Origin of the sequence: Dyadobacter sp. CY312 (assembly GCF_021390535.1) — a bacterium.
GTDB lineage: Bacteria > Bacteroidota > Bacteroidia > Cytophagales > Spirosomataceae > Dyadobacter.
This window is the reverse complement of record NZ_JAJUXG010000011.1, coordinates 242,181-265,797: the sequence shown is the minus strand read 5'-3', so window position 1 is coordinate 265,797 and position 23,617 is coordinate 242,181. Positions and strand designations below refer to the sequence as shown.

The following is a 23,617-nucleotide window of genomic DNA, read 5'->3' as shown; positions in this document are numbered from 1 at the left end:
TTGAGTTCTATTTCGTTCCCGCATTATCAATATTTAGCGGAGCTATTTGGTTACAAACTAATTTTCTTCACCCGGTTCCAAACCATTTTGGCCGTGACTGTTTCATAACGAAAGAAACCATTCACCTTTAGCCAAAAACAAGATAAAAATTCCTAAATCTATTCTTCAGGCCGTTGCTGTCGCATTGGCCGTTACGACTGTGACCGCTTGCGCAGTTACTGAAATCGGACCCAAAGACAAAGAAAGAAAGGCAAAAGAAGAACCATATAATTGTCCTGGATGCGGAATGGGTTGATCTGAAAGTACATGACCAAAATTTACGCATCAATAGCTTGTAATCTGGATGCCGGAATTCTTTCTGCGGCACTTCCTCTGTTTGAGGTTGAAAAGGTAGAGGCTATTGAGTGGGCTTTTGACACCCTTTTTAAATATGATCAAATTCCTGATTGGTTTACGAATCTTGTAAGTGAATTCTCAGAGCAGGGAAGGCTTGTTGGTCACGGGCATTTTCTTTTCACTTTTTTCAGGCAGATGGTCGCCAGAGCAGCAGCATTGGCTCGACCGCCTGAGGGCTTTGTCTCGGAAGTTTCGTTTTGACCACATCACGGAACACTTTGGTTTTATGACAGGCGAGGATTTTCACAAAGGCGCTCCAATCAGTATTCCATTTACCGATGCTACTCTTGCGCTTGGCAGGGATCGTCTGCTCCGGATTCAGGATGCCTGCCAGTGTCCGGTCGGGCTCGAAAATCTTGCTTTTTCCTACTCGCTGGATGAAGTGAAAAATCACGGTGATTTTCTTGGGCAATTAATCGCGCCTACAAATGGGTTTATCATTCTCGACCTTCATAATCTATATTGTCAGCTTCATAATTTTAATATTTCCGACGACGTACTTCTAAACCTGTACCCATTGGATAGCGTGAGAGAAATACACATTTCGGGTGGGAGCTGGGTAGGAAATGTTACTGCCAATGAAGGTAAAGTCAGAAGAGACACGCATGACGATGCCGTACCTGAAGAGGTGTTTCAGTTGCTAAGAAAAGCACTTGAACCGTGCGAAAATCTCAAATTCGTTGTGTTGGAACAACTTGGCACGGCGCTCGATACCGAGCAAAGCCGAATGCAGTTTCGAAGGGATTTTTATAAAATGGATCTCATTGTGCAAAACCACAACAACAGGAGGTCTCAGCAAGTCATCAACAGTTTCCTTCCCAACCAGATCGTGGCGCTGTCCGAAGAGCCGATAGAGGTCCCCGAACTTTATCAGCAACAGGTGGAATTATCCGCAATCCTCGAAATTGCTGCGGACCATGCACACGCTCAACATCTGCTTTCTGCTTCAAGCCTGGTGAATTCCGATTGGAAGGTCGAATCCTGGGAACCACACATGCTTGATACAGCACTTGCCATTGCACAAAAATGGAAGTGAGCTTATGGCATCAAATTAAACGTTGTTGAACTGCAATTTTAATAAGGGCCGCTGTGTTGGACACATCAAATTTGATCAATAGATTCTGGCGATGGGTGTTGATCGTATTGACACTCACAAAAATTTTCTCAGCGATCTGGGCATTGGTCAGGCCATCGGATATGAGTTCCAGCACTTCTTTTTCCCGGCTGGTGAGGAACGGGATGCTTTGGGCTGCAACCATAGGTTCGGGATCGACCTTAAAATTCACATTCATGTAAAATCCTCCCGCCTGAACTTGTCTGATTGCTTCAAATATCTCGTCTTTTGACGAGCTTTTAATAAGGTAGCCGCTGGCTCCGTTCTGGATCATTCGCGATACATAGGCCCTTTCTGAAAAGGTGCTCAGAGCCAGCACCTTGATGTCTGGAAATTGCGCCTTGATTTTTTTACAAAGATCGATGCCATTAACATCGGGCAGGTTGATATCCAGAAAAACAATATCGGCCACATTGTCTTTTAAAATAGCCATGGCTTCGAATGCATTCTCTGCAGTGTCCACGTGAGTAACATCCGGATTGTCGTTCAGTAAAACTTTTAGTCCTTCAGAAATCAAATGGTGATCATCTATAATAAGGATTTTTAAAGCCATGTTCATATCTATTATGCTGGTATTTCGATGAAAACGGATGTGCCTTTACCGGGTACGGAGCGTATATCCAGTTTCCCATTGAGGTAGTCTACCCTTTGCTGAATATTCCGGGCACCGGAGCCTCGCCTGTATTGGGGACTGTTGATGTCTAAACCGATACCATTATCTTCAATACAGACACTGAGTTGGTTACCCGAACGAGTGAGTTGAACCTGCATTTCGGTTGCCTTTGCATGTTTGATAACGTTGTTGATTGCTTCCTGCAAAATCCTGTAAAGAATTGTTTCGGTTGAAGATTCAAGTCGTTTGTCAAGGCCATAGGTCTGGAAGCTTGCCCTCATTGTGCCCGATTGGTTAATATCTTCGCAATAGTCTTTCAACGTCTCCACAAGTCCAAAACGCACCAGCGATTCCGGCATCATATTATGCGCAATTCGGCGCATTTCTCCTATAGCGCTATCGAGCTGTTCAAGTGCGCGATTGAAGGTTTGTATACCTCCTTCGGGTAATGTGGTATTTCCTCTCATATTATTCAGGGTTAATTTTATTCCTGACAACAGGCCCCCCAGTCCGTCATGCAAGTCTTTGGCCACACGGGACCTTTCTTCGTCCTGGCCTTTAAGAATCGAATTGGTGGCCACTAATTGTTTTTCCTGCCGAAGTTGAATTATCTCCTTTTCCGCGATACGCTTCCCGATGTTAATGTTTCGATACTGCAGAAAGCCCACGACCCCAAGAACTAACAGGCCAGCGAGCAGGCTATATATAATCGTATTTCTTGTCTGTTGTTTTCTTTGCAAGAGTTCGATCTGCTTCTCCTTTCTGACGGCTTCATATTGCGCTTCCAATTCTCTTATCCTCCCTTGTGTTTTAAATTTGTGAGGGTATCATTAATTGTTGAATATTTAGCCAGGGCTTCGTATGCTGAGCGGTAATCTTTCCTTATGAAATCAAGCTGTGACTTTACCTGGTAAATTTCGCCTAATTCCTCGTGTTCTATCTCCGTGCTGTCCACCAGACTGATCGCTTCATTGAGGTAAAAATCAGCCTTCGCGTAATTCTCTAATTTGAAATGACCCAGAGCCAGCCCTTCCAGTGCACCGAGTTGGAAATCCGGATAGTTGAGTTTTTTTGCAATGGAAAGTGCTTCGTCATTAAGCGCTATGGCTTCAGGAATGCGTCCTGTATTCAAATATACCTGCGTCCCCATATTGATCAGCGCATTACATAGCGGAGTCAATGCTCCGGATTCTCTTGCCTTGGTAAGCGCCAGAGTTCCATACCTTTCAGCCTCTTTGTAATTTTTTAACAGTGCGTATATCTGCGTAATGTTGTTCAGGCAGGTAGCAACTTGGCGGGTGTCATTTGGTTTACAGAATGCGTAGGCTTTCTTCACGTAGCTCAGGCAGATATTGTATTGTTTCAGGTCGGCATATACATGAGCGATATTCGCCGAAAAAATGCATACGGAAGTACTATCATGTAGTTGCTCTAATTGTGTATTGGCTTTCATAAGCAATGGTATTGCCTCCATGGTTTTCCCGCTTTGTACATACGCATGCCCAACGTTACCCGCTGCTACGGCCTTCTGCCTTAGGCTTCCCTTTTTTTCTGCAATGGCCATTGCCCTTTGTGTCACCTCAATAGCGTCGTTGTACTTTCCTTTTTGTACGAAAATCGTCGATTGGGCCGCCAATCCTTTCAATTCTCCTCTAACATACTTTAGCTTTTGCCCAAGTTTTTCAGCTTTCAGATAACAAGTCAGTGCGCTGTCCAGATTGGTTTTAGACCACCAGTCGCCATATTTTATGATGGCATTAACCCGGTTTGTATCCTCTTTTGTCTGTTGTAATGTTTTTAAAAGTGCTCTGCGGGTGGAATCAGATTCTGAATTCTGTGCCATACTCTGAAAACCCAGAAAGATTATTGCAATAGCTGCAAGGTACTTTTTCATGATATGGATGAAGTGTGAAATTTGAATACCGTCCAAACTCCTGTTTTGCTGACAATGTAGCAATAATTTTCCTTTCCAAATCTCCTGAATAATCAATTCCTGCATATCATATAAAAACATGATCTTTTCCAAATCGTGTTTTAGTATGAGTCATATATTTTATGGGCTATATAAATTTGACCTGAGAAAAATGATGAGAAATGCTCATGGTTTTCTGTCGTAGTGAAGAAGTATATCATTCACATCTAAACTAAAAAACAATGAAACGAATAGAGGTATTTCGAATAATAGGATCGGTGATCTGGGTAATAATTGTAGCCATTCCAGCCAACGCTCAGGTGAAAATGACCGAAGGGAATGTTGATGCGCTAAAATCCCAGAAAAAGGTAAACGTTGAATTTACCTATGATAACCTGTCGGTTGGCAAAGTGAAAAATGGTGACATAAAGGATAAGAAAACAGAGGCGGACTATGTTGCGGAAATTGTTGCGGAAAAAAGTAAGAAGGATACAGGAAAAGGCAGCGAGTGGGCAAAAGCGTGGGTGGATGACCGAAAGAAAATATTTGAGCCTCACTTCATTAAATTTTTTCAGAAGGCTAGTGACATGGAGGCTGGAAGTTTCAATGATGCAAAGTACACCATCATCTACAAGACTAATTTTCTTGATCCGGGCGTCGCGAATGGAACCGTTTTTGGCAGCAGAACCGCTACAGTTCTTGCCGACATATGGATCGTGGAAACAGCCAACAAGAGCAAGATAATAGCAAAACTTACCCAAAACAGCTCCGGTGTGGCCAATTCACTTTTCGATACCGGCCAGAGAATTGGTGATGCCTATTTTGGTGCAGGTAAATCGCTCGGGAAGTTTATCAAAAAGAACTGACAATTCCGGTGACCAGGTGATTATAAAACAGTATATGAAGTGATTGTTGAAAAACCAAGATTAAAGATTCTCATTAACTAACTTAAAAAATTAATGACCTATGAAAAAGCTATTGGTAATTTTATTTTTCGCAATTGTTTTTGTTGGATGCAAAGACAAGGATGAAGATGTAGCAGCCGATTTGGGTGCAAGAGTGGCAGGAACGTATACCATGACAAAGGTTGGGCAAGGTGGTGTAAGTATAGATCTGCCATTTCCTGGCATTTCCGGTTCTGTAAAAGTAGTCAGGAAAGAAGCAGAGAAAGCTGAATGGGCCATAAGGTTGGAACAAGATGGTAAATTACTTATTGATGATAAAACTGCAACAGGTGAAATAGCCTTATCCGAGTCAGGTAGCAAAGTTATTCTAAAAGAAGGCGGAACGGAGGCGGGATATGTTGAGGGAAACATATTGGTGATTGACTTTGTTGATGGGGATGGAGTGCATTCGAGAATTGAAGCAAAAAAATAGTCCAGAATTATTTACAGATTACAGTCAAGAAATAGGCTGCTGATCAAGAATTTATCGGGTACATTTCAGACGACCAGAGTTTGCATGGCCTTTTAATTCTGCGGATATGTTGGGAAATTCATAAAATGCTACCGACTCTGTGGATTTCCCGACAAACGGCTTAACCAAATCTATGCTATGAGATACATAACCTTCGTATTTATCCTGGCGGCAGCTTCTTTAACTGGTTGCACCAATTATTTATACTATGCGCCTAACCAGGTCAATGTCCCTTTGCTGAAAGATAAAAAAGATGCCCGGATAAGTGCCGGATATAGTCCCGGGCCTTCGGTATTAGCGGCCGATGTCCAACTGGCGTACGCCCTTGCACCGCATGTCGGTGTTATAGCGAGTGCCTCTGGAGCTAGATCAGTAGAAGAGTTTGAAATTCAACAGAAGGATTCTGACGAGGCCTCTTCAAGGATGAGGATGCTGGAGGTTGGGGCAGGTTATTTTACGGCATTTACGAAAAAGGATAAGTTAATTTTGGAGATATATGGAGGAGCGGGTTTAGGGGATAGCCGGCAATTTTATACCTATTGGAACAGCACTTCTCAGAGTGATACAAAGGGGCGGAACACTTTCGGTTTAAGGAAAGTGTTCTTACAACCTTCCCTGGGTTTTATCCCGAACAGGAGCTTTGAGCTGGCATTCGGTTCGAGGATTTCGGGCATTTTTTTTTCGCTGAGAGATGCCGGGTACTCGAATCAAAATGACAGTGACGAGTACGGGGAGATGTTGCAAATCGATGCAAAAAAACTATTTATTTTTCTGGAGCCGTCGCTTAAACTTTCCGTTGGAAGAAAAGTGCGATTTTGGATAAGTGTAGATGGACCTTTTCCGATCGGCAGGAAAGTATCAAACCTGACTGACACTTCATATCCAAATTTTCGTTTTGGGATACTATTCAAGTTAAGTGGGCAAAAAGACAATAGTTGACTGCCTTCTCGCGCCGGTTTTGTTCCCTATGACTAGACTGTTGATTCAGAGCGAAATCTGCAAAATTATGTAGATCTTCCCAGTTGACAGATCGGGCTGTCGAATTTTTATATTCCCGTTAGTTTTGGCATAATATTATTGAATCAATTGATTTAGAGGGTGTAGGGGAGACAATATGGTAAAAGTTGATTTCATTCGCCATATTGTTACTTTATTTCTGGTTATAATTACAACTCACAAATCACTTTGATCAATGCCTGCACAAAAATTCGTCTTGCCATTCACCAATCCGATTGCTGCGGATAAGAAATTTAAAAAATCAGTTGCCTATTTTTCAATGGAGTTTGGTATAGATCAGGTTCTTAAAATATATTCAGGAGGCCTGGGCTTTCTGGCCGGATCTCACATGCGCAGCGTGTATGCGTTGAATCAGAATCTCATAGGGATTGGAATGCTTTGGAAATACGGTTATTATGATCAGGAGCGGAAAAGCGATGGAAGTATGGAGCCACGGTTCCATGAGAAAATGTATCATTTTTTACAGGAAACAGGTATTCGTTTTCAGATACCGATTTTGGGTAAGCAGGTTTGGGTTGCCGCTTATTATTTGCCTCCTGATGTGTTTCAGTCAGCCCCGCTTTTTTTGCTGACAACCGATACGGACGGTAACGATCTGACAACGAGGGCGATCAATTGTTCGCTCTACGATGCCGATGTTACCATGAAAGTGGCTCAGTGTATGGTGCTCGGAATAGGCGGTGCGCGGTTGCTTGAAGAGCTAAAATATGAGCCCGAAGTATATCATTTCAATGAAGCACACGCTGTTTCTGCTATTTTTCCATTATACAAAAAGTACGGTAATGTTGAGGATGTGAAAAAGCGTGTGGTTTTTACAACGCACACACCCGAGGAGGCAGGTAATGAAAAACACAATATCAACTTTTTGGAAGATCTGGGTTTCTTTTCGGGGGTGTCACTTGATGTTGTACGTAAAATAAGCGGCAACAGCGGAGATGTTTTTAATCACTCGCTGGCTGCACTTACATTGAGCAGGAAAGCCAATGGAGTTTCAAAACTGCATGGTGAAGTATCCAGGAATATGTGGAAGTCGTTTCCGGATATTTGCGAAATAGGGCACATCACCAATGCACAAAACAACACCTACTGGGTAGATAAAACGCTGGAAGAAGCCCGGCTGAAAAAGGATATCAAAAAAATAGCTGCACGAAAAAAAGAACTTAAAAAGGAGCTTTTCAAAACGGTTGCGGATCAATGTGGTAAACTTTTTGATCCTGACGTGCTCACCATTGTGTGGGCAAGAAGATTTGCAGCATACAAAAGACCCGACATGCTGGTTTGGGATATGGAACGCTTTACCAAATTGTTGAATAATATTGATCAGCCGGTTCAGGTTATTTGGGCAGGAAAGCCATATCCAAAGGACGGTGGAGCTATCAACACCTTCAATCATCTGTTCTATCTGAGTCACCATTTTTCTAATATGGCCGTGCTAACGGGTTATGAGCTTGCTTTGTCCAAACTACTTAAAGATGGTTCTGATGTGTGGCTCAATACACCCGTTGTAACCAGAGAAGCATCCGGAACCAGTGGAATGACAGCAGCAATGAACGCCTCATTGAATTTGTCCACTTTTGATGGCTGGATCTGCGAATTTGCAAAAGATGGTGAAAACGCTTTCCTGCTCCCGGTTGCCGAAAGCGGGGATATTAATGCCGAAGATCGGGATAACCTGCTTGATAAACTTGAAACAACGGTAATCCCGACGTACTATAAAAATCAGAAAAAATGGGGGCAGATGGTGCTCAACAGCATGAATGATGTCAGCGAAGAATTTAACTCCGACAGAATGGCGAGGGAGTATTATGAAAAGCTGTATTGATCCGAGCTTTTGTTTTTGAAATTGACGAATAACTAGTAAGTTGCTATTAATAGTATTGACTTGAAAACGAAAGTGTTATGAATATGCCTGTAACCCTGAAAGTCGGGGACATCATGAGTGAAGATGAGTTCTTTCGGTTTTGTCGTATGAACGATATGCTTGATTTCGAGCGAGATAGCAATGGAAATATAATTTTTATGTCGCCAACGGATAGTTTTACAGGAAGTTTCAATTCTGATATTTTGATTGAAATCGGAGTTTGGCTTCATAGTCACAAGGTCCAAGGCAAATTATTTGATTCGTCTACAGGGTTTACTTTGCCTAATGGTGCAGTGAGATCGCCTGATATTTCCTGGGTTTCACGAGCGAAATGGGATGGACTTTCGAAAGAGAATAAAGAAAAATTTGCACCGGTTTGTCCGGAATTTATTGTTGAAGTTCGATCAAAATCAGACGACCTGAAATATCTTCTGAATAAAATGGAAGAGTATATGAATAACGGTTGTCAGTTAGGATGGGTTATTGATCGATTTGAAGAGAAAGTATATGTGTATGCTTTAAATCAGGAAGTTGTTCGGTACGAGAGTATTGATATTGAGCTTCGAGGCGAGCCTTTATTCCCGGGATTAGTTCTCGATTTATCTGCGATAGAAAGATAATCAGTATGAATTTTTGCTAGGACGACATCTGCCCGGCCAGAATTTCAATGCCTTCCCGGAATGTATGCGGTTCGTAACTAAGTATGTTCCGGGATTTTGTTAAGTCAAATCCTGTTCTTGGTGGTCGCCGTGCAGGTTGTGAGAATGCGGACGCGTCCGTTGGCGATATAAGCGACTTATCCAGTTTGAAGTAATCGGCCGCCATTAACGCCATTTCATAGGGTGTCAGGAAATCTTTTCCCGATATGTTAAAAATTCCTTCCGCTTTCTGGTCTGCAATTAAATAACAACCCATAGCCAGATCTTCGGCAAGTGTTGGTGTACGAAACTGATCCGTTACAACCTTAATTGCCTTACCTTCTTCCAACGATTTTTTTACCCAAAGAATGATATTGCTCCGGCTCATGTCATGGGCTATGCCATATACAAGCACGGTTCTTGCGATGGCATAGTTGATATCGGAATTAACAACTGCTTTCTCGGCTGCGTATTTGCTCCATCCATAAAAACTTACAGGATTGGGTTCTGCATCTTCCTGATACGGTCCGGAAGTGCCGTCAAATATAAAATCAGTGGAAACGTGTTCCAGAAAAACGTCATATTTCCGGCATGTATTGATCAGATGTTCAACTGCCGTAACGTTCAGTTTCCAGCAGGCATCTTTTTCCATTTCGCACTGGTCCACGTTTGTCATAGCCGCTGTATGAATAATTACGTCAGGCTTGGTAAGGGCAACCACACGGTCTACTTCCGAAGCATTGGTAATATCCATTTCATGATATTCGTAACCAGCCGAAAAGGGCAGGCGATTTTTACCCGAAGCCGTTGCGATGGTTGTGATATCTGGCTTAGAGATCAGGAGTTCAACCAACTTTTGTCCCAGCAGTCCATTGGAGCCGGTAATGAGAATTTTTTTCTTCAAGAGTTTAGAATAATTTGTGTCGAAGAAATCAGGCTCCGTAGTTCCAACCGTATTTTCTTGTAATTTTTTTCTTCTTCATCTTTTTCACCGAAACTTTCATCGCAATGTTCTTTTCGGGGCGGTCGCGTTCGTCACGTGGGTAGGAAGTGATCTTGTCAATGACATCGATTCCATCTATAACCTGTCCGAAAACGGTATATGATCCATCGAGATGAGGCGTTCCGCCAATTTTTTCGTAAACAGCCTTTTGTTCATTGGTGATCTTTCTGGCAGCGCGGGCTGCCTGTTTGTCCAAATCAGCTTTGTTCCATTTTTTGCCCTGAACGATGTAAAACTGGCATCCGCTTGATTCCTTAGCCGGATTGTTGTCGCGTGCTGCTGCTAGTGCACCCTTTTGGTGAAAAAGTTTCGGACTAAATTCAGCAGGGATTTTATAACCATTATCTCCTTTACCAAGCATTTTTTCTGAATCTGCATTACGTGACTCAGGATCGCCACCCTGGATCATGAAAGATTCTATGACACGGTGGAAAAGCAAGCCGTCATAGAACTTGTCTTTTGCAAGTTTTATAAAGTTGGCTTTATGCTTCGGCGTTTCGTCAAACAGGATCACCTGCATGGTTCCCTGATCGGTCTTTATTGTAATGAGATCGTCTTTTTTAGATTTTTTCTGAGCAGATACATTTAAAGAGAATGCACTTAGCAATAAGAATAATAAGAATTTGTTGTTTTTCATGTTGTAAAATAAAGGATAATTCACCCATTTAGGGCGACTGGTTGTACGATCCCATTGGATCGTTTTGTCAGTAGTAACAGTTGCACAAGAGTTATGGCCTCGTTCCATAGGAACGTTTCGTGTTGATCCGACAGTATGAAATGTTTCCCTTGTCGGCAGCAAGACATAGGTTTTATTTATTAGCAAGAACAGCTGATCCTGCCGGGAAGAATTCAAATTTTAATCCGTAATCTTTCCCTTTTGAAACATCTTCCATATTGACACGAACTGAATTTTTGCTCCATGTCAGGATTTTTGCTTCTTCTTTTGGTGCTGCATAAGTTTCAGAAAAATGACTCTTACCTGCATTCCAAAGTTGTTTGGTGGCATCCTCGCTGTTGAGGTATACATCCACCATAATTTTATTTACTTTTTTATCTTTTGATATAAAATACTGTACATCAATACTTTCCAGTTGGGGCGTTTCCATGGTGTAACCCAGGTGATCCGCAGTTTCCTCAAACATTTCGAACGTTTCGGTTGCCTTTACTTTACTTACCGGATCGCCGAAAGATACCCCTCTGATAATGGTTTCAGGCGTATTGTTGCCTAACACAGTTTTTAGTAAATCCGACTGGTTACTGTTCAGCTCCGACTGAGCAGGGCTTGCCAACGCAACAGAATCGCTAACAGCTTCGGAATCCTTTTCGTCTTCGGTTTTGGTGTTACAGGCATAAGTTGCGAGCGTCACCAGCGTCAGGATCAGTAGTTTGTTTAGCAATGAGGTGTAATTCATTTTTGTAAAAGGTCTGTTCATCGTAAGGATGTATTTTAGAGGTTAAAAATGTGTGCCTGCCTTAGGTGATTGCTAAAACAACTTTTATACAAAAGTAAATATATTGAATTGGTTTTACCTAAGCTAAGACGTTCAAAATGTGCTTAGGTTACCTATTTAAGCAAGTTTTAGTTCTCGGGATGAGTAATGGCATTGCTTTGCGGCTGGATAACCGGCGTCGGCTTCTGACTAAAAGTCTCTGGCGATGGTAAAGAAAAACCGGCGGTCGCCTTCTGCATTGATATTGACATTGAATCTGGCAACTATATTGTAGAAGGTGACGACATCAAGACCGGTACCAGCACCAAACAACATCGAATTTCCTAGACCTGTGTTGCTTAGCTCCGGATAATTATTTTTTACATAACCTGCGTCAGCGAAAGTGTTGATGTAAGCGGCGATGGGAATGGTGTTAAACTGCCTGATCGGAATCCATGGAAAATGTTTCCTGACAGAAAAAAGACGGTATTTGATTTCATTTTTCCACAATGCGTAATTCTGCCCGTCTACAACGTAGAGCTCATAACCACGTACCAGATCGTTGCGATATCCCAGGCCGATGGTTTGCAGATAAGGCTGCCGTTTGGGCATCGAAACCCGTCCTCTTACTCCAGTATTGGCATACCACCGTTTGCTTATGGGAATGTATTTCCGGTACGAACCATAGAGATAAGCCATGTTGACATCGTCGGAAGGCAAGAGTCCAATTTTGGAAAACTGAACACCGCCACTTTGGCCTTGGAGCGGATACTGTACATTGTCTCTTTTGTCGTAAGAAAATGAATAGGTGAGTTGGAAATACCGTTGCCTTGTTCGGCCATCCAGCAAATAGTTGGGGTTGAGTATGGCAATCGTGTCTGATATTTTGGTAGTGCTCCAACGAAGATCCAGACTGTGGAAAGCATAATATTTGTTTCGTCGGGTGAGGGTTACATAGGAATAGAAGCGTTCCCGGTTTTTTTCTTCACTACTCAAATAGTCCAGTTTGTCGCGCCAGGTTCTCTTCGCCATGGTTTTATTCATGGAGTAGGATGAACCAATGGTGATTCCTGTTTTTTGCGCCTTATCGATATATGGCAAGGAATATGCTACTTCAAATTTTGGAATAAAACCAAATTCTGCGACAAACCGAAGCTTATCAGCCCGGCCTGTTACATTCCCGTAACTGAGATATGCACCATAAATAGTCCGCCGGAGATCTCGGTTACGATCGTACCACCATTCGTTAAAGTTGCGGTCCGCCAGCTGGAATACGGGCAAAGCGATAAAGTACCAACGCTCTTTCACCACTACTCTTACATCTGTCCGAATCGAATCGGGATTGGGTTTGGTGAGCATGTCCACGGTGATGAACAAATTGGTATTGATGATTTTCCTGCGGTCTATTTCCAGTACATCGTTCAGCTTATAGGTGCCAACAGAATTACCTGTTTTGAGCGCCATTTCCCTGGTAATGATGGAAGATTTCGTTTTGTAATTGCCTTCAATAATAATATCGCCAATAATGGTAAGCGGTGTTTGTGTCGTATCCGGTTGAGCTGAAACGATTCCTGAACAGGCAAAAAGAATAAGTACTGAAAGAAGAAGATAATTCAGCAGTTGCTTTGCGGGTCTATGCATTCTTTTTATGCCTGATGATTTTGATAAAAGTAGTTTCAGTACGAATAAAGTGAAGTTACGGCAAAAATACGGCTAAATGAGGTTGGTTATTGTGAAGAGCGTAAAATATAGCTCTCACGATCTGTTGCTTCGTGGTTGCCTGTTTGAATGTGAACTGAATGTTAACTTTTGAAAAAACGAACATTGCAGATAGTCTTTTATAAATGACTAAGAGTATCATACACAACTAACCAGCTAATGATATGTCAGTTTCCAGGGCAGAATATTTGATCGAAAGGCTGATCAGCAATAGTCTCTCTGGTGATGAACTGGCGGAGCTGCTGAGCGGAGTGAACAATGAAGAGCAGCAGCAAAAAATTTCCGATGTGCTTGAAACATATTTCAATAAGCTTTTACAGGAAAACGAAGAAAAAAACGGCCGGTAAAAAAAGTAAATCTATCAGGTAAAGCAGACAACGTATCTACCATTTCCCACTTAATTATGAAAAACTATGAATCCAATCATTACCACTTACAGGTCTGATCAACAACTGTTATGACTTGTGCAAAGTATCTCCCTCAATTATTATAAACAATTTTTTACAAAAACTATGAGCTCATACTTACTTAAAAAAATGGTGACGCGATGTTTGCTATTGCTGTTTGTACTGGCAGGAATAACGGGACATGCATTTGCCAAAGCCGCAGCGGCGGTTGTCCGTATAACAGGTAAAGTGACTTCGTCTATTGACGGAGCAGCTATGCCGGGAGTTAACGTTCTTTTAAAAGGAACACAAACAGGAACAACAACGGATGCTTCTGGTAGTTATTCCCTGGATGCAACAGATTCGGAAGCCACTCTTGTATTTTCATACATTGGTTTTAATTCTATTGAGACCAAAGTTGGTGGCAGAACAGTAATAAATGTAACGCTGGAAGAAGATGTAGCTACTTTGGATGAAGCGGTGGTGACGGCTCTTGGTATCAGCAGAGATAAAAAATCTCTGGGATATGGGGTTACTCAGGTTAAAGGAGCGGACATTGTAAACGTGCCGCAGGAAAACGTTGTAAATGCGCTTTCGGGTCGTGTGGCCGGGGTTGCAGTGAATCAAACCAGCGGAGCGGGATCGTCGGTAAGCATTGTAATACGTGGAGCAAAATCGTTGAGTAATGATAATCAGCCTTTGTTTGTGATTGATGGTGTGCCGGTATCTAATGGACTCAACAATGTTCGTTCAATGGGTGACCGTAACAATGTGGATTATGGAAACGCGATTTCTGATATCAACCCCGACGATGTTGAAAGCATGACTGTACTAAAAGGTCCTAGTGCTGCGGCTCTTTATGGTTCTCGTGCAGGAAACGGGGTAATTTTGATCACTACAAAAAGTGGTAAAAAAGGAAAAGGACTAGGTGTGTCTTTCTCAACAAGTAATGTTTTCGAGAAACCTTACGAATACCTGGATCTGCATTACAAATATGCCAATGGAGACAGAAACAATGCATTGAGCGAAACATCAAGCTACTGGGGTGGTCCACAATTGGATGTAGGTAACAAGGCCGTGCAATGGAATAGTCCGGTGGGAGCAGATGGTGTTAAAACCCCAACAGAGCTACGTTCATATAAGGACAATTTGAAAAACTTCCTGCAAACTGGGGTAACGTCTACCAACAACGTAGCAATATCCGGTTCCAATGATAAAGCAACTTTCCGGGTATCGTATAACCTGATGAATAATAAAGGTTTAATTCCAAATTCGGATCTGAAAAAAAATGCATTGTCTGCCAATGCTACTTATGAAGCGAGTAAAAAAGTAAAACTGAGCACGAATCTTAACTTCGTTCGTTCTCAGTCCGACAACCGCCCGTCTACTGCGAACAGAGGAGCCAATCCTTTGGAGGCGGCTTATTTGTTTTCACATATTGATATACGTGAGCTGAAAGATTACTGGAAGCCCGGCGCAGAGGATGTGGCCCAGAGAGCTCCTACCAGTGCAGATAACCCTTATTTCCTTGCTTACGGTATCAACAACGGATTTACACGTGACCGTGCATTCGGAAATGTAAAACTGGACTGGCAGATACTTCCGGAACTTTCGGCATTTGCACGTGTATCGCATGACGTGTTTATGGAAAACCGTGAAACGAAAATTCCTTTGAGCTACAGCCGTGTGAAAAATGGTGGATACTACAAACAGAATTTCTCACGTCAGGAAACGAATACCGACTTTTTGATCACTTATAAGAAAAATATTCAGGATATAGATTTCAGCGTTTCTGGTGGTGGTAATATCATGAGGCAGTCAGGAAATGACATGTATACTGGTGGTAGTACACTCACAGTTCCTGGTCTTTACAGAGTGTCTAATATTCCAATTGGAGCAGTAACCTATACCAATGGATCAGACAGAAAAGAGATTTACAGTATTTACGGAACCGCATCTGTTGGTTATAAAAATGCACTTTATCTGGACGTGACAGCACGTAACGACTGGTCGAGTACATTACCTAGAGCAAACAGATCGTATTTCTATCCATCTGCATCTCTGAGCTGGCTGGCTAATTATACTTTCAAATTACCTGAGCAAATTTCCTTGCTGAAATTCAGAGCAGGATGGGCACAGGTTGGTAACGATGCAGGAGCATATCAGTTATTGCCAACTTTGGCAACAGGTTCTTATGGAAGTACAGTGGTTGGTACAGTGCCTGAAAAGCTGTTGAGCCCAAATCTTAAACCTGAAATTGCAACTTCGCAAGAATTCGGTGTTGATTTCAACCTGTTTCAGAACCGTTTGAGATTTGAAGGAACGTATTACTACACCGAAAATAAAAACCAATTGCTGGATATCACTACGGCAGCGGAGTCGGGGTATACAGGTCAGAAAGTGAATGCAGGTTTGCTGGCAAGTCGTGGTTTTGAGCTGGCATTGGGCGGTAGTCCGATTCGCGATATGAATGGCTGGAATCTGGACGTGAATTTGAATTTTACCAGAAACCGTACTAAAATCAAAGCTTTGACACCTACAATGGAGTATTACCAATTGTGGGATGACAATGGCGGCGGAGCGTTCACATGGGTAGGAGAGGATATTGGAAACCTATATAGCCGTGGCTACGCCAAAGTTGAAGACAAAACGTCTCCTTATTACCAGTGGCCGATTTTGAATTCAAGTGATGGTCAATGGATCGAATCAAATGACAGGACAGCCCGGGAAAAGGTAGGTAACTTTAATCCTGATTTTATGATGGGTATGCAGTTAAGCCTGTCCTACAAGCGATTTAATCTTGCTGCAAGCTTCGATTGGCGTGCAGGAGGTCAGTTTCAATCGTATACGTACCGTTATCTTGAATCAGATTGGAGAAGTCAGCGTCAGATTGATAACCTGATTCCGGGAGGTCAGTATTCGGCAGATGAACTTGCGGCACTATTGAAATCAGATCCTGCAAAGTACATCATTCCACAGAACGGAAACTTCCCGCGTGTGGGTGGTCATACCAAAGAAACAGGCGGCTTTCCTTATGACGGCGCCAACGACGGAGCATTTATTCCTGGTGTGATCCAGAATGCGGATGGTAGCTATACAGAACACCTGGGAGGGCCTGGTACTGTGATCGCACCTATTACCGACACGTATCCATGGGGCTTTAATAAACAAATTACCTTTGATGCGTCCTTTATCAAACTGAGAGAGATTTCCCTGGGATACAGTATTCCTAATATCGGCCCTTTCCGCAATGCAACAGTGTCTGTGTTCAGTCGTAACATCATGTTGTGGACAGCCGCAAAAGTGGGAATTGATCCGGAAAGAGCGTTTCAAGCCGATGGTGGTAAGTTCAGACAGGGCATAGAATTACAAAACGTATTGCCTTGGACGATGCCGGTAGGTTTCAAAGTAAGCTTCAATCTATAATAGCAAAACTTCCTAAGAGATGAATATTCTAAAATTGATACCCAAATATACATTGGTGCTTGGTCTTACGATGATGTGGTCATGTAATGACAGGCTCGATGATGTGAACGTAAACCCCAACGGGGTAGATTTGTCGAAAGCCAATCCGAACTTGCTGATGCCACCTGTGATGACTAATGCAGCCATGTCATATCTCAGACTGGGATATGAAGATGTAGGTGGTGTTGCACAGCATATCCAGCACGATGGCTGGTACAGTGGTGTGAATTCATACGACTGGGGAACGCAGGGAAATCAGGAATGGACGCAATGGTACAACATGCTCAGGAACAACCAACTGATGCTGGATCGTGCCACAACGATTGATTCCAAATTTCATATGGGTGTGGGCCTCACCATGAAGTCCTTTATTTTTGGAACCATTACGGATTTGTGGGGAGACGCCCCTTATACGGCAGCTCTTTCAGGTGCAAAATCGGATGGTACGATCACACCTGTTTTTGATAGCCAGGAAGTTATTTACAAAGGAATTATAGAGGATTTGAAACAGGCATCTGCGTTGTTTGCAACCAAAGATAACTCGGCGTATTTGCCCAACTACGATGTGTACTATGCAGGGGATGCTTCAAAATGGCAGAAGTTTGCCAACAGTTTGTTGTTAAGATATTACATGCGCGTATCTGCAAAACTACCCGATTTGGCGAAAGCAGGTATCGAAAGTATTTACAGTTCAGGAGTATATATCAAAACGCCTGCTGAGGATGCGGTAATGAATTATCTGGGAACAACCAGTGATTATTCCTGGCCAGGTGCAGTAGCTTGGGATGCGGAACAGTCCGGTTTCAGGAGAAAAAAACCTGCTCAGACTTTGGTGAGCAAATTGCTGGAAAACAAGGATCCCCGCCTTACCGTATGGATTGCTCCGGTTCATTGCCAGTGGGTGGCCGACGAAACACTTACTACGCCACTTGATGAATTCATCCGCAAAAATGGTGTAATTCAAACAGGAGTAAAAAGTCTTACGGATGTACAGTTTCAGACAGAAATAAAAGCGGGTGCGAAATTTACCCGTCATTATAATCCTAAATTGTACACAGGAACTGGTACGGATGCAATCAATACAGGCATCTACGTAGGCATTCCGGCAGGTATGAGACAACCGGACTTTTACAACCGCAACCCTACAACAGGGCAGGTGGTGCAAAATCAACACGTATCACAACTGGCGGATGTATACCGCGGAAGCAGTGGTGGTTTGTTGAAGGCGCGTTTGATGTCTGCTTCTGAAACATCGTTCATTCTGGCGGAAGCTGCGCAAAAGGGGTGGTCAGCAGGTTCGGCAAAAGAGCATTACGAAGCCGGTGTTAAAAACTCCCTTACAACCTGGGGGGTGGATGACAAATACGGAGCCTACATAGCAGAGAAAAATGTTGCGTTCAATAATACTTTGGCTCAGATCATCGACCAGAAGTGGATTGCAAGCTGGACAGGAGCAACAGAAGCCTGGTTTGACTTTAGAAGAACTGGTCTTCCGGCGCTTAAACCAGGAAATGCTTCTCCTGAAAATGTACTTCCGTTGCGTTTCAATTACGGAGACAATACACTTAATTTTAACAGTACCAATGCAGACGCTGCGGTGAACAAGCTGGAAGTAACGCCACATTCTGGTTTGAGAGGGAAAAACAGCCCATGGTCTAAACCCTGGATCGTTCAGGGAACAGGAAAGCCCTGGTAACAGAATTAAATAGTTGAATGATAAACTGGTACGTTGAATTTATTTTCGGCGTACCAGTTTTTTTGTTGATATACGGATAGTACTTTATCGCGAATCGATAGTAATAAGAAAAGTGATCGGTGTGTAGGGGCTGTAAGTTCCCGAATGTGAATTTTTATGCATTGAAATAGTATGCATACATAACATAAGGATAATATAAAAAGGAGACCCGAATGCCTGTTTCCGGAGTAAGAATACTGTGAATTATGTCAGTGCATCATAAAACCCTATTAAAATACTCACCTTAAACTTCACTTTATGAGATCACCCGCTACAAATGAGACGGACCAGGAATTCCGGGAGTAAATGTGGTACAAAGAAACACAGAAGGGTAGCACTACCGCCTCAGCCGGGCACTACTCTATCAAGATTTCGGGAGACAATTCAGAGCAAGGGCTTTTGATCCTCCTGTGGTTAAGCTTTAAAAAGTATGGTGAAAAATTATCAATCTTAATCAAACCACCATCAGATTAAATTTAAACTCAATCAATCAGCCTATCTATCAATACTATGCAAAAACTTGTGCCTAAATTAATGTCGATCATTCTCATAGCAGCGATGTTCACCTTTGTGTCGTCGTGCGATGATGATAATGATAGCCCAGTATTTCCGTTCCATGCGGAGATATACAACACTATTCAGGGAAGCCAGGTGGCTTTTCAAGGACTTACTCACAGTGCAGTAAGTTGGTCGTGGGATTTTGGCGATGGCAAAACCAGCAACGAGCAAAATCCTGTTCACGTATATGCAGCGGGAGGTTACTATGTGGCCAAGCTCACTGCCAAGGACGGTAAAGGAGAAACCATTACCAAAAGTGTCAGTCTTGCTGTGGATTTAAGACCTTACGATTACCTTGTCGGAGACCACACCACAGATGGATATGCAGGTAAAAAATGGAAATTGACAAAATCCCATACTGCCGCAGGCGACTACCTCGCTAACGCGGATGCCACTTTTACAAGTGCTACTCCATACAATCCTATTCCTGACGGAATTTTTGCCACGAGCACATTCAATATGGGTGCTATCTATGATGACACTTATACCTTTTTCTATGACGGGAAATATGTGCATGATGTGAAAGCCGATGGTGGTGCATTTGGTGGCCTTGTTTATCAAATTGCCACAGGTGGCTATCCCGCCAGTGTTTTAGTTGGTAACGCAACCTATGGCCTTTGCATTGCCAAGTACACACCCCAGGCTGATGCCAAATTCACTTTCGTGGAAAGCGAAGATTTCAAAGTTAGTTCGGCTTACAGTAGCGCCGGTCTTACGTTTAAAGGTGCCAAAACACTTGATTTCTCAGGAACAGAGTTTATCGGCTTCCGCGATTTTCAACGCAAAGTGGTAATGAGGTCTATTTCCAATACACGTATGCAGCTCATTATGTTCATGGCTGCAAGCGACAAAGCTGTGGGTGTTAATACGCATGCACTTATCCTTTCTTTTGAAGCTGTAACAGAATAACGCCAACTCTATACATTTTTATTATGAAACAATTCTGTCAAAACTTGATGAAGCCGGTTTTGGTTATTCTTTTCCTAACATTGTTCGTAAACGTGCAAGCGCAACAACGAACCGTATCAGGAAAAGTAACTGATTCAAACAATGCGGCTGTTCCTGGTGCAAGTATCCTTAAAAAAGGAACCACCACCGGAACAAGCGCCGATGCTGATGGAAAATATACACTTTCCGTTGTTGCCAACGATGTACTTGTCTTTTCATTCATTGGTTATAAAACTCAAGAAGTCACCGTAGGTGCTCGAAGCATCATCGATGTAAAATTAGAAGCCGATGTGAATGAACTAAGGGAAGTAGTGGTAACCGCCCTGGGTATTCATCGCGACGAAAAATCGCTGGGTTATGCTATCGGTAAGGTGGCCGGTCCTGAATTTACCAAAGTGGCACGTGAAAACTTTTTAACTGCTATGCAAGGTAAAGTGGCCGGTGTAACCATCAACGAAACCGGTGGTACAGGCTCCACCGTTAATGTGGTTATCCGCGGTGCAAAATCATTGAGCAACGATAACCAGCCTTTATATGTGGTTGATGGTGTGCCCATGTTTAACAGTGCTAACAACGTAGGTGGTTTTGGCAGCGGCAACAGCACGGTGGATTATGGGAATGCCATTTCAGATATTGACCCTGAAAGTATTGAAAGCGTATCGGTGTTAAAAGGTGCAAGTGCCACTGCACTTTACGGTTCGCGTGCCTCAAATGGCGTTATGCTCATCACCACCAAAAAAGCAAAAGATGGACAGGCAATGAAAGTGAGTGTGTCAACCAATAATACTTTCGATGTACCGCAACGCTATTTGGGAGTGCAAAAACGATACGGTGGCTACATAGTCTCCACTCCTGAGCAAAACGGTGGCAGCCAAATAATGGCCCCATTGATATCACCAATCGGTTTGGGTGCTGAATTGGATAAAGGTTATTATGCTGTGCAATGGAACTCACCTTTGGATGCCAACGGAAAACCCATTCCGATGGAATTGAAGTCGTATCCCAACAATGTGCAAAATTTCCTTAGGGATTACGGCTTCACCACTACCAACTCGGTACAGGTAACCAACGGTGGAAAGATGGTGAACACGCGCATTGGTGTAACCAGCATGAAAAACAAAGGGCTGATTCCGAACACCGACCTTAACCGGAATAATTTATCGTTGTCGCTTTCATCAAAGCTCACCGAAAAACTTACCCTTAGCACCGACATCAACTATGTAAACAGCTTTGCTAAAAACAGGGCTTCTGGCGACCGCGGCACAAACCCCTTGCAATGGGCTTACGTCACTCCCGTTTATGTCGACATCATGGATTTAAAAGATTACAACATCGGTCAGGGCAATACCATTAAAAACCTGTTGCCGGGCGATAGTAACAATCCGTGGATGTTGGCCAATGATGTCAACAACAGTTTTAACCGTAATCAGATTTTCGGTAACTTAATGACCACGTACAACTTTAGCTCGAAACTTTCGCTTATGGCGCGGATGACCATTGCTAAACTGGACGAAGTTCGTGAATCAAAAATCGGGCAAGGTTATTCACAAGAGGCGAAGAACGGGGCTTACGGTATCAGCAACAGCAACAATTTTGAACGCAACACCGATGCCTTGCTTTCGTACAAAGACAACTTTGGTGATTTCGCTGTGAATGTTGCGGCAGGTGGCAATGTGCGTTACAGCAAATCGTCCAACGTCAGCAACTCGTCAAAAACAGGTGCAGGTTTGATTATTCCCAACCTATACACGTTAGGTAACATTTCCAATACTGCATTGAACTATAGTTCGGCCCGTTATGAAAAGCAAGTGAACAGCGTTTACGGAACTGCTAACATAGGATGGAAGGAAGCTATTTATCTCGATTTAACTGCCCGCAACGACTGGAGTAGTACATTGCCTGCGGCCAACCGCTCATTCTTCTATCCATCTGCTTCGTTAAGCGTGTTGATTAATGAATTTGTACCAATGAACCATGTTGACATGCTGAAAGTAAGGGGAGGCGTGGCACGCACAGGTTATGATACCGACCCTTATAGATTGCTGCAAGTTTATGCCAACGGAGGCAATTGGGGCGAGGCAATTATGTTGAATAAGCAATCGGGCTTACTAAACCCTAATTTGAAACCTGAGCAAATTACTTCGCAGGAATACGGTGTGGAAGCTAAGATGTTTGGAGGCCGCGTTCGTTTTGACGGAACCTATTACATTATGAACGACCGTCTGCAGATTTTCCCCGTCCCGCTTGCACCATCGACAGGGGCCACAACCATTAACATCAATGCAGGGTTGCTGCAAAGCAGAGGGGTTGAACTTATGATTGGTGGCACACCGGTAAAAACCGCTGACTGGAATTGGGATTTGAACCTGAACTTTACCAAAAACGAAACCAGGATATTGGAGCTTGCTGACGGTATCCCCTATGTCGAACCCTGGAACCAGGCAGGTGTGGCGAACAGGGGGTATGTAAAAGGAGCAACCTTGCCCGATGGCTCTATAGCCGATGGGTTATTAGGGAATTTATATACACGCAAAACACTGCGCGTTACTGATAAAGAATCGCCCTACTATGGTTACCCGATTATTCCCGGAAATCCGAAGACCGGAAACTTTAATGATGACCCGGAATTGACCAATTCAAACATTTATTCCAAAACCGGTAATTACAACCCTAAGTTTATCATGGGTTTACAAAGCTCACTGACTTGGAAAAACTTTACACTTGGCATGACCTTCGACTGGCGTCATGGCGGGCAGTTTGTATCGCAAACTTTCCGTTATATGAACGATGATCAGCTTACCCAATACTGGGCAGACAAAACCGTCACTCCGGGTGTAGCAGGTGGCCCCAGCGACGCACTCCGCGATTGGGTAGTTCAAAATGCCAGTACGTTGATTACACCCGAACGTGTTTATCCAATCGGTGGTCCTACACCAGAGACAGGAGGCTTTCCGGAAAGTTCTAATATGCCATTCCCCGGCAATATGGACGGTGTTTTCTATCCTGGTGTGTTTGGTGAAATGGGCAGCGACGGACGTTTTACCCTTTATCAGGAAAATCTTGGAAACCCCGGAACCATATTTGAACCATGGGGAGCAAGTAACCTTTGGTCGGTTGGTTCTTACGCAGTGTTTGATGCCGATTACCTCAAACTTCGGGAAATTTCGTTGAGTTATGACCTCCCGAGAGCATGGGTAAAGAAAGCGAAAATGGACAATGCCTACATTGGAATTTACAGCCGCAACATTATGCTATGGACAAAGAAAGGATTTGGTGTAGACCCTGAACGTGCCTTTCAACCTTCAGGTGGCGGATTGTTTCAAGGAGTTGAACGCTATAACGTTAGCCCCTGGATTGTTCCCGTTGGTTTCAAAGTTGGTTTTACATTCTAATCAGAAAGATAAAG

At 43.1% G+C, this 23,617-nt stretch carries 19 protein-coding genes; 12 read left to right on the top strand and 7 right to left on the bottom strand.

Features of this window, described 5'->3' with window-relative positions; all coding sequences use genetic code 11:
- Window positions 1-306: 306 nt before the first annotated feature.
- Both LZG71_RS16085 and LZG71_RS16080 read left to right on the top strand, forming a co-directional pair.
- On the top strand, window positions 307-597 hold the full coding sequence (locus LZG71_RS16085; protein ID WP_233821993.1) for a hypothetical protein: 291 nt from the start codon (window positions 307-309) through the stop codon (window positions 595-597).
- The gene (locus LZG71_RS16080; RefSeq protein WP_233821992.1) at window positions 575-1,432 is read left to right on the top strand and encodes a DUF692 family multinuclear iron-containing protein; all 858 of its coding nucleotides are present in this window, start codon (window positions 575-577) and stop codon (window positions 1,430-1,432) included. Before LZG71_RS16085 ends, LZG71_RS16080 begins: the two co-directional genes overlap by 23 nt.
- Before the next feature lie 10 nt (window positions 1,433-1,442).
- Here the strand turns inward: LZG71_RS16080 and LZG71_RS16075 are convergent, their stop codons facing one another.
- The 3 genes from LZG71_RS16075 to LZG71_RS16065 are packed head-to-tail and all read right to left on the bottom strand — an operon-like array spanning window position 1,443 to window position 4,017.
- Window positions 1,443-2,063, bottom strand: coding sequence for a response regulator transcription factor (locus LZG71_RS16075; protein ID WP_233821991.1), 621 nt, complete (start codon window positions 2,061-2,063; stop codon window positions 1,443-1,445).
- An 11-nt stretch (window positions 2,064-2,074) separates the two neighbouring features.
- On the bottom strand, window positions 2,075-2,911 hold the full coding sequence (locus tag LZG71_RS16070; RefSeq protein WP_233821990.1) for a sensor histidine kinase: 837 nt from the start codon (window positions 2,909-2,911) through the stop codon (window positions 2,075-2,077).
- 5 nt (window positions 2,912-2,916) lie between these two features.
- On the bottom strand, window positions 2,917-4,017 hold the full coding sequence (locus LZG71_RS16065) for a tetratricopeptide repeat protein (RefSeq protein WP_233821989.1): 1,101 nt from the start codon (window positions 4,015-4,017) through the stop codon (window positions 2,917-2,919).
- A gap of 260 nt (window positions 4,018-4,277) precedes the next feature.
- Here LZG71_RS16065 and LZG71_RS16060 point away from each other — a divergent pair, with 260 nt between their 5' ends.
- The 5 genes from LZG71_RS16060 to LZG71_RS16040 all read left to right on the top strand — a co-directional run bounded on the left by LZG71_RS16060 (window position 4,278) and on the right by LZG71_RS16040 (window position 8,949).
- Window positions 4,278-4,901: a hypothetical protein gene (locus LZG71_RS16060; RefSeq protein ID WP_233821988.1), complete on the top strand. Its 624-nt coding sequence runs from the start codon at window positions 4,278-4,280 to the stop codon at window positions 4,899-4,901.
- Window positions 4,902-5,001: 100 nt separating this feature from the next.
- Window positions 5,002-5,412, top strand: a complete 411-nt coding sequence (locus LZG71_RS16055) for a hypothetical protein (protein WP_233821987.1) — start codon at window positions 5,002-5,004, stop codon at window positions 5,410-5,412.
- Window positions 5,413-5,589: 177 nt separating this feature from the next.
- On the top strand, window positions 5,590-6,390 hold the full coding sequence (locus LZG71_RS16050; protein WP_233821986.1) for a hypothetical protein: 801 nt from the start codon (window positions 5,590-5,592) through the stop codon (window positions 6,388-6,390).
- A 253-nt stretch (window positions 6,391-6,643) separates the two neighbouring features.
- A complete protein-coding gene (gene glgP / locus LZG71_RS16045; protein ID WP_233821985.1) occupies window positions 6,644-8,290 on the top strand; it encodes an alpha-glucan family phosphorylase in 1,647 nt (548 codons plus the stop codon).
- 77 nt (window positions 8,291-8,367) lie between these two features.
- Window positions 8,368-8,949, top strand: a complete 582-nt coding sequence (locus LZG71_RS16040; RefSeq protein ID WP_233821984.1) for a Uma2 family endonuclease — start codon at window positions 8,368-8,370, stop codon at window positions 8,947-8,949.
- A gap of 16 nt (window positions 8,950-8,965) precedes the next feature.
- Here the strand turns inward: LZG71_RS16040 and LZG71_RS16035 are convergent, their stop codons facing one another.
- The 4 genes from LZG71_RS16035 to LZG71_RS16020 all read right to left on the bottom strand — a co-directional run bounded on the left by LZG71_RS16035 (window position 8,966) and on the right by LZG71_RS16020 (window position 13,041).
- Window positions 8,966-9,871, bottom strand: coding sequence for an NAD(P)-dependent oxidoreductase (locus tag LZG71_RS16035; protein WP_233821983.1), 906 nt, complete (start codon window positions 9,869-9,871; stop codon window positions 8,966-8,968).
- A 28-nt stretch (window positions 9,872-9,899) separates the two neighbouring features.
- Complete coding sequence (locus LZG71_RS16030; protein WP_233822181.1) at window positions 9,900-10,607, bottom strand: peptidylprolyl isomerase; 708 nt, start codon at window positions 10,605-10,607, stop codon at window positions 9,900-9,902.
- 172 nt (window positions 10,608-10,779) lie between these two features.
- Window positions 10,780-11,403 carry a hypothetical protein gene (locus LZG71_RS16025; protein WP_233821982.1) on the bottom strand — a complete coding sequence of 208 codons (624 nt, stop codon included), beginning with the start codon at window positions 11,401-11,403 and terminating at the stop codon, window positions 10,780-10,782.
- A gap of 207 nt (window positions 11,404-11,610) precedes the next feature.
- The gene (locus LZG71_RS16020) at window positions 11,611-13,041 is read right to left on the bottom strand and encodes a BamA/TamA family outer membrane protein (protein WP_233821981.1); all 1,431 of its coding nucleotides are present in this window, start codon (window positions 13,039-13,041) and stop codon (window positions 11,611-11,613) included.
- A gap of 242 nt (window positions 13,042-13,283) precedes the next feature.
- Here LZG71_RS16020 and LZG71_RS16015 point away from each other — a divergent pair, with 242 nt between their 5' ends.
- The 5 genes from LZG71_RS16015 (at window position 13,284) to LZG71_RS15995 (ending at window position 23,603) form a co-directional block, all read left to right on the top strand.
- Window positions 13,284-13,466: a hypothetical protein gene (locus tag LZG71_RS16015; RefSeq protein ID WP_233821980.1), complete on the top strand. Its 183-nt coding sequence runs from the start codon at window positions 13,284-13,286 to the stop codon at window positions 13,464-13,466.
- Window positions 13,467-13,631: 165 nt separating this feature from the next.
- Window positions 13,632-16,931 carry a SusC/RagA family TonB-linked outer membrane protein gene (locus tag LZG71_RS16010; protein WP_233821979.1) on the top strand — a complete coding sequence of 1,100 codons (3,300 nt, stop codon included), beginning with the start codon at window positions 13,632-13,634 and terminating at the stop codon, window positions 16,929-16,931.
- Window positions 16,932-16,950: 19 nt separating this feature from the next.
- Window positions 16,951-18,666, top strand: a complete 1,716-nt coding sequence (locus LZG71_RS16005; RefSeq protein ID WP_233821978.1) for a SusD/RagB family nutrient-binding outer membrane lipoprotein — start codon at window positions 16,951-16,953, stop codon at window positions 18,664-18,666.
- A 549-nt stretch (window positions 18,667-19,215) separates the two neighbouring features.
- On the top strand, window positions 19,216-20,172 hold the full coding sequence (locus LZG71_RS16000) for a PKD domain-containing protein (protein ID WP_233821977.1): 957 nt from the start codon (window positions 19,216-19,218) through the stop codon (window positions 20,170-20,172).
- A 23-nt stretch (window positions 20,173-20,195) separates the two neighbouring features.
- Complete coding sequence (locus tag LZG71_RS15995; RefSeq protein WP_233821976.1) at window positions 20,196-23,603, top strand: SusC/RagA family TonB-linked outer membrane protein; 3,408 nt, start codon at window positions 20,196-20,198, stop codon at window positions 23,601-23,603.
- Window positions 23,604-23,617: the final 14 nt, after the last annotated feature.